Here is a 12327-nt window from a genome sequence, read left to right as displayed (position 1 = left end):
TTTCAACCTTTCTTAACGCCGTTTTTTGGACACCAGTCTGTGAAGGGACACTCGTCGCATAGTGGTTTCAGAGGTCTGCATACTGTCTGGCCGAAACCTACCATTGCTCTGTTCACTCTCGTCCAGAGTTCTCTGGGTATAATTTTCTTGAGTTCGTTCTCCGTTTCTTCCGGCTTCTTCGTCCTGACGAGCCCCATTCTGTTTGAAACTCTATGGACATGGGTATCTACACCTATCGCTGCTTTGCCAAAGGCGCTCGCGAGGACGACGTTTGCGGTCTTTCTGCCAACCCCCGGAAGCTTCACGAGTTCATCGTAGGTGTCGGGAACCGAGCCCATTTCTACGAGAACCTTTGCAAGCTCCTTTAGCTTCCTTGCTTTCACTCTGTAGAATCCTACGCCTCTTATCAACCTCTCTATCTCCTCAACTGGCATCGTTGCAAGGTCTTCTGGCTTCTTCACCCTTTCAAAAAGCTTTTTTGCGACCTTTGCAGTCTGCTCATCCCTTGTTCTTGAGCTCAGAACTGCAAAAACGAGATGCTGAAATGGGGTTTTGAGGAAATCCTTCAGGGTAAAAACCGGAGCACTTCTCTTCTTTGCCTCGCTCTCCATCGTCGAAATGAACTTCTGCCAGTCCACGCTTCCGGTAGGATGGGTAGTACTTATCGCTATCGATACCTTGCGAACGCTTATAACTGGTTTAAGGCGGATTTGGAAAAAAGACATTAAGGTGTAGGTCAGAAGATAATGTATATGATGTGCAGAAATGTCCCTTATCTTGAGCGCGTTTACCGCAACGTTGATGCAATAAGAAAAAGGGAATTTAAGACGTTTTACGACCACCTCTACAGTGCTGACTGCATTATCCCCGTCGGAGAAGGCCGTTCGCAGTGTGCTCTTTACATCGGCCTCGGGAGGATTAACAAAGACGTGAAGATGCCTGACAGCATAGACTTCCCCGGGAAAAACATGTTCGAAGCTGCGAAAGTCCTCGAGAAGAAGTACAAAAGGATTTCACTCCTCGTAAACTCGGGAAGCGGGGAGACGACTACTCCAAAGAGAATCGTACGGGAGCTTTCAGCATACATCGAGCAGACGGACAGTAAGAAATTCACGATAGATGCGATAGTTTCGAATCCCGATTCTGCGATAGGGCGCGTTGGAGAGAAAGAATATGGAGCCATAATAGAGTTGAGGGGAAGGGGTAGAGAGCCAAAAACTGCAGAGGAGTACATGAAGCATGGTATCATGAACGACATCTATGAGCTTGGAAGCCTGATGCTTATTCACAGGATAAAGCAGGCTGTAAACTCTGGAAAAAGCTACAGAGATGTGTTTCGAGGTATACAAAACGAGTTCAGGCGAATAAGTAAGTTCGTCGATGATTTTGTTGACTCAGATATTTACGACAACCTCGTAGAGGCGATGGAAAGGAGAAGCCACGTAATAGTTGGCGGGCTTGGAATGGCGAAGATAGTGGCACTTATGACCGTAATCAGGCTTCAGCACGTCAAGAGGTCAATAGGTGACGAAGTCTACCTTTCCGGGCCACTTGCCCCCCGGCCTCGAGCTGGAGATGTGCTCCTCCTGATTTCTTGGAGTGGTGAAACCGAACCGCTGTTGAGCTGGTGTAAAGAAGCGAAAGACTTTGGGGCTGAGGTGTATTCCATTGTTGGCAGGGAATCAACGCTCTCAGAGAAAACAAACAGCTTCGTCATGGATTGCGAAGTTGAAAACTTCTACTGCTATGCGGCCTTTGTCCTGAGCCCCCTTCCTCTCAGCGTCGTCGAGAGGCTTGCGTCGAGGGGGTTAAGGCTGCCAGAGTACATAATAGGCTGGTATCACAGCGTAACTCAGTAGGTTTTTATTGTTTGAGTACCGAGTCAAATCATGCGACGCCTGCTGCCCGTGCTTGGGACAATTCTGATATTCAGCAGCCTGATCATCGGCTGCACCCAGAACCAGGTGGAAATGAAAACCGAAACCGGAGCGAAAATCACTGAAACTGAAAATCTGAACGAAAATGAAACGGTAAAAGTGTTCTTCTACTACTCACCCCGTTGCCCGAGTTGCGTGAAGATAAAACCCTATATGAATCTGTTGAGGGAGGAAGTTCAGGGCATAAAATTTGATTTCTGCGATGTCTCTAACAAGAGTCTCTGTTCCAACGAAAGTCTGTGGGTTGCCAAGCATATTGGCCTTTTCGGTGTGCCCACGGCCGTATTCATACAAGGGGACAGGGTGGCAGTCTTCGTGGGCTGGAAAAAAGTGGCAAAGCTTGGGGTGTATCTCGAAGAACTTGGCTTCGAAGTGCCTGAAGTCGTGTACGGAAACACCAGTTACGATGTCCAGGAGTGCATTGATTGTCATGAGGGACGTGGAATCAACCCGCCCTCCACGTACTCCTGCACTTACTGCTGCCACATGGCTCAGATTCAGCAGGCACAGAATCAGACTCAGAACGTAACTCAGGGTTCGTAAATTTCGTGGGTGTTGGTAGTGAACTTTCTTCCGAAGCCCGCATGGAGGATAAAGCGGTAGCTTTCCACATCCACACCCCTGCGAAACGCATCGCCATGGCTTGCGTCTACGATTTCACCAACGAAGAACGTGTGGTCGCCCGTTTCAACGTCCTTAACGACTCTGCACTCGATGTTGGCCTGACACTCTTTAATCGACGGAACAGAGACCTTCTTTGAAGGCACGAAGGTCAGCGCAAGAATCTCACATTTATCTCTCTCAGCACCGCTGATAGTTCCGGCCATCCATACTTCTCTGAGCAGTTCGAGCGTGGGAACTGCAACGACGAATTCTCCGTGCTCCTTTATTAGTCTGTGAGTGTACCTCGAATGTCCTATTGCAACACCGAGCATTGGAGGGTTGAAGGAAAGTGGTACCACCCAGTCTGCGGTCATAACGTTGGGCTTTTCGGTGCCTGAAACAATAAGGTACGTCCTGATGGGGTATAGATACTCGAGCATAGAGTCATTTTTTACTTTCCAGCAAAAAACTGTTTTGATACTGGTTGGAATCCTGCTGGGCTGAACCCGCTGGTTGCCACGTGAGCTTGAGCAGGAATGACAAAGCTTATACAATTATGCTAATCATGGATACCTGTGGAGCATTCTGTAGTTGTAACATACTCGAGAAATGTGTTCCTTCCCCTGACAAACGCGTGCAGAAATGAGTGCAAATACTGTGGATTCCGCTCATCGAATCCAGTAATTATGGATTTTGACGAAATAAAGGCTGTTTTGAATAAAGCAAAGGGAGCGAGTGAAGTTCTGCTTACCTTTGGTGAAAGACCGGATGTACATAGGCGGATAAAGGAGAAGCTTGGAGAAATGGGTTACTCCAGCTTTATGGATTACCTGCTCGATGTCTGCAGGTTTGCAATAACGAAGGGCTTTCTCCCCCATACAAACGCCGGAGTACTGGATAAGGGGGAGCTTAAGGCGTTAAGGCGGTACAACGCCAGCATGGGGCTGATGCTTGAACAGGCAGTGGAACTGGAGTGCCACTCCAATAGCCCCGGAAAAAAGCCGGAAGTAAGGATCAGGGTGATAAAAGATGCAGGCAAATTACAGATTCCCTTCACAACAGGCATACTGGTTGGGATTGGCGAAAAAATGGAAGACAGAATTTACAGTCTCGAAGTGATTGCCGACATTCACGAAAACTACGGCCACATACAGGAAGTCATAATCCAGAACTTCAGTCCAAAGAATGGGACACCAATGGAGAATACTCCACCACCTACTGCCCAGGAGATGCTTGAAGTGGTAAAGGCAGCGAGGAGAATTCTCCCACCAGATGTGACGATTCAGATTCCACCAAACCTCGTTGAAGACATCTATCCATTCGTAAAGGCTGGGGCAAGAGACTTGGGAGGAATTTCAGATATAACGCCCGACTACATCAATCCGGAGCATCCGTGGCCGGAGCTTGATAGAATAGAAAGGTGTTTAAGGGGAGAATTTGTGCTGAAGGAACGTTTGCCCATATATCCCAAATACATAAAGCTCGGCTGGTATGGAAATGAAGTTTCTCACCTCATTCATCTCCTTTCCGACGAAGAGGGGTACAGATGCAGGAATTAGACCTGATTAAGAACCCGTTCGAGACATTCAAGCTTGCAGACGAGTTGAGGAAAGAAGCTGCTGGAGAAGAGGTAACTTACGTTGTAAATAGAAACATCAACTTCACAGACATATGCGTCAATAGCTGCAGATTCTGCTCGTTCAGAAACAGAAGGAACTTCCTGCTCTCCCTTGATGAGATAAGAAGAAAGGTTGAGGAAGCAGTTGACTATGGATGTACCGAAGTGTGCATGCAGGGAGGACTCCATCCCAACGCTGACCTCGATTTCTACATCTCGATACTCGATACAGTCAGGGATGTTTCAAAAAGTATCCATATCCATGCGTTTTCACCAATGGAAGTCCTCCACGCCGCGAGGATGAGTGGGCTGCACTACGAGGATGTGCTGAAAGAGATGAAGCGCGCTGGTCTCAACTCCATGCCTGGAACCGCCGCAGAAATTCTTGACGATAGTATAAGGGCTAAGATATGCCCGGAAAAACTCTCAGCAAATCAATGGGTCGAGATAGTCAAATCTGCCCACAGACTTGGAATTCCCACCACTGCTACCATGATGTACGGCCACATTGAGACGTGGGAGCAGAGGATAAGACACATAAAGCTCATCAGAGAGATACAGGAGGAAACAGGTGGTTTTACGGAGTTTATACCTCTTCCGTTCATGTGGCGCAACAACAGCCTGGGCAGGGTGGCGAAGGGCAGTTCGGGCTTCGAAGACCTTTTAGTTATAGCCGTTGCGAGAATTCTGCTGTATCCTGCAATAAAAAACATTCAGGCTTCGTGGGTTAAGCTTGGGGTAAAGCTTGCTCAGGCAGCCCTTTTCGTTGGAGCCAATGATCTTGGAGGTACGCTGATGGAAGAGAACATATCAAAGGCTGCTGGCTCAACGTCTGGTGAATTTCTGAGTGTAGAAGAGCTGGAAGCAGTAATAGAGCGGGCTGGCAGGATACCAAGGCAGAGAGACACACTTTACAGAAAACTATAGAAAAATCAAAAATTGAATTAAAAAAATTAGACATCAAAGCTAATATTGTCCAATTCCTGCAAATCGTTCAGGATGGTTTCGATCTCATTTATAGTGTTCTCAATCTGAGCCACTTCTGTCTCCTCACTCACTGGCTTGATCGGTTCTGGTGTGGGCGTGGGAGTTGGAGTGGGAGTCACCTGCTCCTCTGCACAGCCGAGCAGGAGGGCAGCAGCGATGAGGGCTAAAATCACAGCCAACTTCCTCATCACTGCTCACCCCCTATCTCGACTTCAACACTACCCTCGTACGTTTCCTCGGTCATGTTGTACTGCGGAAGCTTCTTGACTCTGTAGATGCCCTCACCTTCAAGGGTTGCAGTTCCGTAGCCCTTCACGAAGAGCTTAATGTTCTCTCCTTCGATTGTGACCTTAATGTTTTCGCCTCTTATCACTGCCTTGCCCTCGCCACTTACCTTTGCAACTCCACCCTCGACGCTCTTGCTGCCGAAGCCGACCAGTGTAACGATTGCAGTCTCTGGCTCAACTGTGATCTCTCCGCTACCTCTGACGACGACTATGCCTGTTCCTTCAAACTTTGCAGTTCCATTTCCTACGACGAACAGCTCGCCGGTCTGGTTACCGAAGAAGATCTTGCCCTCCTGCTCCCTTATCTGCAGCCTCAGCTCTGCACTGGTTCTAACAATTTCCCTCACGTCCTTGAAGGCATCCCTCAGGAGACTTATTGCCTCTCTTATTAGCTGCTGCGCTTCATGCACGTCCTCTCTCGTTTCAGCGTCGACGAGTATGTCCTTTGCCTCGTTGAGCTTCTCCTTTGCCTCCTCAAGCTTTGCAGCGTAATCTTCGAGCATGGCAGCAAGCTTGGCATCGTCAAGCTCGGTGATCTGCCCCTCGAGCTTGAGCTGTAGATCCTCCGCCTTCTCAATCGTTGTTTCGATCCTCACTATTGCTACCTGCATCGCTACGGCCTTTACGAGTACTCTGACATTCTTCCACTCTTCCTTGAGCTCCTTGACAGCTTCTCTCAGCTCTTCTGGCGTCTCGGACTCGTTGATGGCCTGCAGCTTCTCCTCGAAGGCAGCCCTTTCCTCCTCAATCTTTGCAAGCATTGCCTCCTTTGTCTCTTCGTCCATGTTTGAGGTCAGTATCATGTTTTCTATCCTGTCGAACCAGTTCTCGATGTACATTCCTCCGGCGAGGCAGTACCTCTTTGCATGACCGAAATCAGCTCTTCCCTGCTGCTTAAGCTTATGGTATTCTTCCCTGATAGCTTTGTAATCGTGCTTGGCCTTCATGTAGTCTTCCTCAACCTTGTGTGGGTGCAGTCTCTCTCGCACTTTTTCCATCACCCTTACCTGCTGCACAGCTCCCGCATTCTGCTCTTTGACGTGTTCTCTAACCTGCTCTTTTACCATAACTCCTCCATGCATCCCTGTCTGGTGAGTTACTTCCTGCTCTAATGTGGTCTCAGTCTCATTTACTTCTAATTCTGTAGATGTACTAACACTGGTGTCGCTGTTCTCTTCGTGCATCTCTGTGCTCACATGAAGCTGCATCGGTTGTGCCATCGCTGTAGCCATTACCGCCGTCACGCCAACGAGGCACAGGAGTGCCACCACGGCCAACATTACACGTCTCATCTCGCATCACCTCCAAACTATAGTTCTCGTGGAAGAATATAAACATACTTTTCTATCCAATTATTCAAAAATTTTTGAAAAGAATTGTAAAGCTTTAGAAAACTTTACGATACTTTATCTTGGTTTACAAAGCTTTGCTACAACTCTATTCCCTCAAAGTAGTCTGTTTTATACTCCTCTATTACCCCGGCATCCCCGTACCTTGCAAGGTCTTCCTCGAGCGGTATGCTCGCTATGATTTTCAGTCCGTACTTTCTTGCGAGCAGGGCTGCGCTGTTGCCGAATCTCGCAATCCTTCCACAATCCGGGCAGCGGTAGTAACTCATGTTCTCCACGATGCCGAGAACTTCAGCATCCATCGTCCTCGCCATGTTTATTGCCCTTTCAACAATATTTGCAGTTAAATCGTGGGGCGTTGCCACCATCACGACACCGTCGAGTGGAACTTCCTGCATCACGGTTATCGGCACATCTCCTGTGCCGGGGGGCATGTCGATAATGAGGTAGTCGAGATTTCCCCACGAGACGTGTGCAAGGAAGTCCTGAAGGACTCTCGAAATCATGGGCCCACGCCATATCACCGCAGCTGCTTCGGGAGTCACGAACTGCATCGACATTATCCTTATCGCGTATTTGGGGCTCAGAATAGGCTCTATTCCGTCGATACTCGAAAGTGGTTTTTTCCTTTCGAGCCCGAATAGCTTCGGTATGCTCGGGCCGAGAAAGTCAGCATCGAGTATACCAACGAGCTTGCCCTGCTTCGCCAGATGGACGGCAAGGAGTGCTGTGACGGTGGACTTTCCAACGCCACCTTTTCCACTCATTACGGCGATTTTTCGCTTTATGTGTGCCATCTTTCTCTTAATCGTTTCTTCAATCTCATCATCGGTCTTTAACTCAGCCATCAACATCCCTCCTGCTCATTCGGCTTTTTCTCACTTCCGCTACATCAGGCACTCCCAGACATCGGCTATGGCCTTTGCGGCTTCTCCTTCAAACGGAAAGCTGAGTTTCGAAAGCTGTTCTGGAATTGATGCGTCATATGGTATTTTACCCAGCACTTCAACTCCTTTGGTGGCACACAGCTTTTCTATCTCCTTAACCACATCGGGATTGAGGTCGTGCTTGTTTATTATCACCACACTCTCCACTCTGAAATGTTCTGCAAGGTCGAGGACTCTCCCCATGTCGGATATGCCCGAAAGCGTGGGTTCTGCTACGACTACTGCGATATCTGTGTTTGCCAGCGAGGCTATCACTGGACAGCCAATGCCAGGAGCCCCATCGAGCAGCAGCAGCTTCGCTTTTTTCTCCTCTGCTATAAGCTTTGCCTTTTCTCTGACTTCAGACACGAGCTTACCGCTGTTCTCTTCACCAGGATTAAGCAGTGCGTGAACCATCGGGCCGTAATCCGTCTCCGAAATGAAGATTTTCCCCGACTGCGCAACTCTCATTTCCACCGCTTTGCTGGGGCAGGCGTTGAAGCAGAGCGCACACCCCTCGCATCTTGTTTCATCCACAGAATAAATATCTCCGGGGACTATAGCATCAAACCTGCAGAGCTCGTAGCATAGCCCGCATGCGTTACAGTCGCTGGTGATGAATGCTTTTCTGCCACCCATGAACGGTTCTTCCCTCATAATTCTTGGTTTCAGCAGTATGTGGAGGTTAGGGGCATCTACATCGCAGTCTGCAATTACTGAATTGCCTGCAAGGTAGGCAAAGGTGGCAGTGATAGTGGTTTTTCCAGTCCCACCCTTTCCGCTGATGACTGTGATCTGTTTCATTAATCCACCTCCGTAGTATCTCTGATTGTTCGATAAATATCCTTGAAAACCTGTTTGTATTCAAAGAGGAGCTTTCCTCTTGAATAAGCCTTCGCGATTTCTGGGCTGAAGGGGATTCTGCCAAGAATAGGCATTCCTTCATTCGTGCAGTAGCTCTCTATGTCGAACGGCAAACCGTGCTTGTTTATAACGACGCCAAAGGGCCTGTTAAAGCTCCTGACAACTTCAACAGCAAGCTTCAGATCGTGCATGCTGAGCGGTGAAGGTTCTGCAACGAGCACGACAAAGTCTGCATCCCTTATGCTCTCCACCATCGGACACGAGACGCCAGGCGGGCAGTCGAGGATAGCTTTTTCTGCTACTTTTTTCTTAACTTCTCTGATTAGCGGTACAGGTGATGCTTCCCCTATGGCCAGTTCACCGTAAACGAGCTTTATATCGCCCTCAACTTCGACTATTTTTCCGACCTGCCTTCCATTTTCGCTTATGGCCTCTTCTGGGCAGAAGTAGCTGCATGCTCCGCAGCTATGGCAGATTTCCGGAAATATGACCACTGAATCTTTCAGGACAACGATTGCGTTGTACTGGCACACTTCTCTGCATTTCCCGCAGAGTGTGCACTTTGCAGAATCGACAACCGGGACGGGTCTGTAAACGGGTTCTTCTTTTTTTACGTCTCCTGCGATAAATATGTGGTCGTTTGGCTCCTCTACATCGAGATCGAAGAGAGGCAGACTGTTGAAGTAAGCGAGGTTTACGGCAATTGTTGTTTTCCCTGTTCCACCTTTTCCGGACGCGACGGCGATGCGCATATTTTCCCTTCTTGAAGCATCAACTTGTCTAAAACCTTCCTCTGCCCATCCCCCTACCCATGCCTCGTCCCATACCTCTTCCCATTCCTCCGCCTTTCCCTCCAGACGGAGCCGTAATCTCTTCGAGCTCGCCTCTGAGCAGCTTTTCCACAGCTTCGCTGACTTTTATTCCTGCCGCCATGTATACCTTAATGCCGGCAGCGTTCAGAACGTTGTAGGCGTTGGGTCCGAGTTTTCCTGTCAGAACAGCATCCACATCTCTGTCAACCATGAGCTGTGAAGCGGCGATACCAGCCCCACCGCTCGCCGCAGCGCTCTCGTTCTTCACAACCTCGAAGCTACCGACCTTTCCGTCTTTCACGTCAACGATTGTGAAGCACGGTGCTCTTCCAAAAATGTCCGTAACCACGTCGTCAAGTCCACCTTTCGTTGTTGAAGCAGCAATTCTCATAGAGTTAAGACTTGCTTGCGGCTATTTAAATTTTAGGTATTCCGAAAATTAGAAAAGATCCTGCCAGTCGTAACTCCTGAGCTTTAAATCTCTCCTCTTCTTCTCGAGGAAGCGCTGAACCGTCGAATGCTGTGCTCCTTCCACGAGCATGAGGATCGCTTCTCTTGCAGCGTTCGCAGCCTCCGGATCGCCGATGATCGCGACGGTCTTTCCGTAGACCGAGACATTGACGTTGAGCATGTCCTCGATGTTCTTTCTCACCTTGCCCTCTTTCCCTATGACTCTACCCTTCACTCTCTGCAGAGCGCTGTCGGGGACGTAGTCGGTGAGGTCGATTATCTCAAGAACGTTGAATTCTTCGAGCAACTTCATTGCTACTTCGGGGCTGAAGCCGTGGGCTATTGCGTTTATGACGTCCTTTGCTTTCAGAAAGCCTATGGCATCCTCGCCTTCTACAGTAACTATACCGGTTTTGCTGTTTATCTTTATTCTGCAGCCAGTTTTCTCTTCAATTCTCTTTTTTATCTCCCCTTCTTTCCCTATGAGGACTCCAATTCTATCGTCTGGAATTCTGAGCTCAATTACCTGCATCTTCACCCCTCACGTATTCAAGGACTTCTTTCTCTTCCGCTTTAACACCGTGCTTTCTGAAAAACCTTACGAGGTTTTTGATGTCTCTTTCAAGATACTTTTCCGCATAAGGGTGGTCTCTCAGCACAGCCTGGCTCACGTCGATCAGGTATACTTTATCCTTCAACATGATGTTATACTCACTCAAATCCGCATGAACGAGTTCGGCTTTCTGATAGAGTTTTTTAACATTCTCTACGACTTCTTCAAATATCTCCTCTGGCTCGGGCAACTCCCTAAGCATTTCGAGTGTTGGGGCAGGCACCTCGTTTTCTCCAATAAACTCCATCAGCAGGACGTTTTTGAGGTACGTTACCGGCCTTGGGACACTAACACCTGCTTCGTACGCTCTCTGAAGGTTTCTGAACTCCTTCTCAGTCCAGACGTATATCAGGTCTTTCTTCGAAATCCTGCGCATGTCGAAGCGCTTGTCACCAAAGAGGTATTCGTCCATCTTGTGAAATTCGCTGGTTTCGATGCGGTATATTTTTACAGCAAGGGGTATCTCTTCTCCTTCCCAAACTCCATCCGCGTAGAAGACGTTTGCTTCCTTGCCCGTCGATATTACGCCACCCATGGCCTTGATTATTCCCTTTGCCGAGAGTTTGTAGAGTATCTTCAGCGTTCTCAGATCAAGAACTTCGGCGTAGATTTTCCTTTCATCGCTGTCTTTCTCCTTTATGCGTAGCTTATCCAGGTAAGCGTCGATTTCCCTGTCTTTAAGCCCCTTTACCCTGCCCATTGGCCGTATTTGTCTTGGGAGCTATATTAATGTTTAGATAACATGTTGGGCTTCCGCCCTTAAATACTCCAACCGAAATAAGATTGGAGGGATAGGATGGGCGGAAGCCGTGTATACGTAGGTGTAGACGTACATAAGAATTTCTCCTTCGTATGCGCTATGAAAGAGAACGGAGAAATAATCCTGGAAAAGAAAGTAAGAACTGAAGAGCTTGAAAAATTCCTGGAGAATATTCCTGGAAACAGAACAATCATATTGGAGCCAACAACAACAGCGATAAACCTTGCAAGAAAACTCAGAAAGAAAAACGAAGTCCTCCTCTCCCATCCGTACAAAACCAAACTGATAGCGGAATCAAAGAAGAAGACAGACAGAGTAGATGCAAAAGTATTAGCCGATTTAGCAAGAACAAACTTCCTCCCAACTGCCTATCTACCACCAGATGAAATAATGGAGCTGAGGGAGATAATAAGGGAAAGGATAAGACTGAAAAAGCTTTCAACCTCAACAAAGAACAGAATTCATTCAATCCTCGCAAAGAACGGAATAAAGTACGATGGGAATCTCTTCAATTCAGAAGGAAGGGAATTTCTAAACTCTTTAAACAACGAGTGGATAGATCGCTATCTGAGGATCCTTTCATCAATCGAGAATGAAATTAAGGAAATAGATAAAGAAATAAGGCAGAAGTGCTTGGAGAATGAAGAAACCGTGCTTCTAACAACCATTCCAGGAATAGGCTACTTCTCAGCCCTGCTAATCTACGCTGAGATTGGCGACATAAAGCGTTTCCCGAACTCAAAGAAGCTCTGCAGCTATGCTGGCTTAGTACCCTCCACAAGACAGTCCGGAAACAAAACAATCACTGGAAGGATAACGAAGGAGGGGAACAAACTTCTCAGGTGGGTTCTCGTTCAGTGTGCCTTCGTTGCAATAAGGAAAGATGAAAGATTCAGGCAATTCTACGAGAGAATAAAACAGAGAAAGGGATCCCAGAAGGCCATAGTTGCAACAGCAAGGAAACTTCTAACAGTCGTATATGCGGTGCTGAGAGATAAAAAGCCTTATATAAGTTATACTCCTACAAGCTACTACGGTGAGGAGTGTACCCCGGTAACTAACTGGGCTTAAAAGCCCGACGTTTAGATTGGGGAGAACTCCTCACCGAACGACTCGTTAAA

The 12327-nt window shown here is 47.9% G+C and carries 15 protein-coding genes; 5 read left to right on the top strand and 10 right to left on the bottom strand.

The window, feature by feature from the left end; translation table 11 throughout:
* Positions 1-2: 2 nt before the first annotated feature.
* Complete coding sequence (locus ARCVE_RS08020) at positions 3-638, bottom strand: endonuclease III domain-containing protein (RefSeq protein ID WP_013684271.1); 636 nt, start codon at positions 636-638, stop codon at positions 3-5.
* A 114-nt stretch (positions 639-752) separates the two neighbouring features.
* On the opposite strand from ARCVE_RS08020, the gene ARCVE_RS08015 reads away from it, so the two are divergent.
* Positions 753-1859, top strand: a complete 1107-nt coding sequence (locus tag ARCVE_RS08015) for a hypothetical protein (RefSeq protein ID WP_048085886.1) — start codon at positions 753-755, stop codon at positions 1857-1859.
* A gap of 30 nt (positions 1860-1889) precedes the next feature.
* Positions 1890-2480 (top strand): thioredoxin family protein, encoded by a 591-nt coding sequence (locus ARCVE_RS08010; RefSeq protein WP_013684269.1) that lies wholly within the window; start codon positions 1890-1892, stop codon positions 2478-2480.
* Here the strand turns inward: ARCVE_RS08010 and ARCVE_RS08005 are convergent.
* On the bottom strand, positions 2468-2980 hold the full coding sequence (locus ARCVE_RS08005; protein WP_013684268.1) for a flavin reductase family protein: 513 nt from the start codon (positions 2978-2980) through the stop codon (positions 2468-2470). The genes ARCVE_RS08010 and ARCVE_RS08005 overlap by 13 nt on opposite strands.
* A gap of 135 nt (positions 2981-3115) precedes the next feature.
* Here ARCVE_RS08005 and cofG point away from each other — a divergent pair, with 135 nt between their 5' ends.
* Together cofG and cofH are read left to right on the top strand one after the other, a co-directional pair.
* Entirely contained in the window at positions 3116-4099 is a 984-nt protein-coding gene (cofG, locus tag ARCVE_RS08000; RefSeq protein ID WP_013684267.1) for a 7,8-didemethyl-8-hydroxy-5-deazariboflavin synthase subunit CofG, read from the top strand.
* Positions 4087-5085, top strand: coding sequence for a 5-amino-6-(D-ribitylamino)uracil--L-tyrosine 4-hydroxyphenyl transferase CofH (gene cofH / locus ARCVE_RS07995; RefSeq protein WP_013684266.1), 999 nt, complete (start codon positions 4087-4089; stop codon positions 5083-5085). The genes cofG and cofH overlap by 13 nt, the downstream gene beginning before the upstream one ends.
* Positions 5086-5111: 26 nt before the next feature.
* On the opposite strand, the gene ARCVE_RS07990 is transcribed toward cofH, so the two are convergent.
* The 8 genes from ARCVE_RS07990 to ARCVE_RS07955 form a co-directional block, all read right to left on the bottom strand.
* Positions 5112-5333, bottom strand: coding sequence for a hypothetical protein (locus ARCVE_RS07990; RefSeq protein ID WP_013684265.1), 222 nt, complete (start codon positions 5331-5333; stop codon positions 5112-5114).
* Positions 5333-6724 carry a hypothetical protein gene (locus tag ARCVE_RS07985; RefSeq protein ID WP_013684264.1) on the bottom strand — a complete coding sequence of 464 codons (1392 nt, stop codon included), beginning with the start codon at positions 6722-6724 and terminating at the stop codon, positions 5333-5335. The genes ARCVE_RS07990 and ARCVE_RS07985 overlap by 1 nt, the downstream gene beginning before the upstream one ends.
* A 137-nt stretch (positions 6725-6861) precedes the next feature.
* On the bottom strand, positions 6862-7629 hold the full coding sequence (locus ARCVE_RS07980) for an Mrp/NBP35 family ATP-binding protein (protein ID WP_013684263.1): 768 nt from the start codon (positions 7627-7629) through the stop codon (positions 6862-6864).
* Between the two features lie 39 nt (positions 7630-7668).
* A complete protein-coding gene (locus ARCVE_RS07975) occupies positions 7669-8511 on the bottom strand; it encodes an ATP-binding protein (protein ID WP_013684262.1) in 843 nt (280 codons plus the stop codon).
* The gene (locus tag ARCVE_RS07970) at positions 8511-9323 is read right to left on the bottom strand and encodes an ATP-binding protein (RefSeq protein WP_013684261.1); all 813 of its coding nucleotides are present in this window, start codon (positions 9321-9323) and stop codon (positions 8511-8513) included. The genes ARCVE_RS07975 and ARCVE_RS07970 overlap by 1 nt, the downstream gene beginning before the upstream one ends.
* A gap of 28 nt (positions 9324-9351) precedes the next feature.
* Entirely contained in the window at positions 9352-9774 is a 423-nt protein-coding gene (locus tag ARCVE_RS07965) for a NifB/NifX family molybdenum-iron cluster-binding protein (RefSeq protein WP_013684260.1), read from the bottom strand.
* A gap of 48 nt (positions 9775-9822) precedes the next feature.
* Entirely contained in the window at positions 9823-10365 is a 543-nt protein-coding gene (locus tag ARCVE_RS07960) for a KH domain-containing protein (RefSeq protein ID WP_013684259.1), read from the bottom strand.
* Positions 10352-11146, bottom strand: coding sequence for a serine protein kinase RIO (locus ARCVE_RS07955; protein WP_013684258.1), 795 nt, complete (start codon positions 11144-11146; stop codon positions 10352-10354). Before ARCVE_RS07955 ends, ARCVE_RS07960 begins: the two co-directional genes overlap by 14 nt.
* Before the next feature lie 96 nt (positions 11147-11242).
* Between ARCVE_RS07955 and ARCVE_RS07950 the strand changes: the two genes are divergently transcribed.
* Positions 11243-12277 (top strand): IS110 family transposase, encoded by a 1035-nt coding sequence (locus ARCVE_RS07950; protein ID WP_013682782.1) that lies wholly within the window; start codon positions 11243-11245, stop codon positions 12275-12277.
* The last annotated feature ends 50 nt before the right edge of the window (positions 12278-12327 follow it).

It is taken from the genome of Archaeoglobus veneficus SNP6 (assembly GCF_000194625.1).
GTDB lineage: Archaea > Halobacteriota > Archaeoglobi > Archaeoglobales > Archaeoglobaceae > Archaeoglobus_C > Archaeoglobus_C veneficus.
The sequence above is the reverse complement of the archived record's forward strand: the minus strand, read 5'-3'. Positions and strand labels throughout refer to the sequence as shown.

What these genes read in the sequence shown, in the direction of transcription:
- ARCVE_RS08015 (WP_048085886.1), top strand. Translation starts at nt 753, where the DNA reads ATGATGTGCAGAAATGTCCCTTATCTTGAGCGCGTTTACCGCAACGTT.
- ARCVE_RS08010 (WP_013684269.1), top strand. Translation starts at nt 1,890, where the DNA reads ATGCGACGCCTGCTGCCCGTGCTTGGGACAATTCTGATATTCAGCAGC.
- ARCVE_RS08005 (WP_013684268.1), bottom strand. Translation starts at nt 2,980, where the DNA reads ATGCTCGAGTATCTATACCCCATCAGGACGTACCTTATTGTTTCAGGC.
- cofH (WP_013684266.1), top strand. Translation starts at nt 4,087, where the DNA reads ATGCAGGAATTAGACCTGATTAAGAACCCGTTCGAGACATTCAAGCTT.
- ARCVE_RS07990 (WP_013684265.1), bottom strand. Translation starts at nt 5,333, where the DNA reads ATGAGGAAGTTGGCTGTGATTTTAGCCCTCATCGCTGCTGCCCTCCTG.
- ARCVE_RS07985 (WP_013684264.1), bottom strand. Translation starts at nt 6,724, where the DNA reads ATGAGACGTGTAATGTTGGCCGTGGTGGCACTCCTGTGCCTCGTTGGC.
- ARCVE_RS07980 (WP_013684263.1), bottom strand. Translation starts at nt 7,629, where the DNA reads ATGGCTGAGTTAAAGACCGATGATGAGATTGAAGAAACGATTAAGAGA.
- ARCVE_RS07975 (WP_013684262.1), bottom strand. Translation starts at nt 8,511, where the DNA reads ATGAAACAGATCACAGTCATCAGCGGAAAGGGTGGGACTGGAAAAACC.
- ARCVE_RS07970 (WP_013684261.1), bottom strand. Translation starts at nt 9,323, where the DNA reads ATGCGCATCGCCGTCGCGTCCGGAAAAGGTGGAACAGGGAAAACAACA.
- ARCVE_RS07965 (WP_013684260.1), bottom strand. Translation starts at nt 9,774, where the DNA reads ATGAGAATTGCTGCTTCAACAACGAAAGGTGGACTTGACGACGTGGTT.
- ARCVE_RS07960 (WP_013684259.1), bottom strand. Translation starts at nt 10,365, where the DNA reads ATGCAGGTAATTGAGCTCAGAATTCCAGACGATAGAATTGGAGTCCTC.
- ARCVE_RS07955 (WP_013684258.1), bottom strand. Translation starts at nt 11,146, where the DNA reads ATGGGCAGGGTAAAGGGGCTTAAAGACAGGGAAATCGACGCTTACCTG.
- ARCVE_RS07950 (WP_013682782.1), top strand. Translation starts at nt 11,243, where the DNA reads ATGGGCGGAAGCCGTGTATACGTAGGTGTAGACGTACATAAGAATTTC.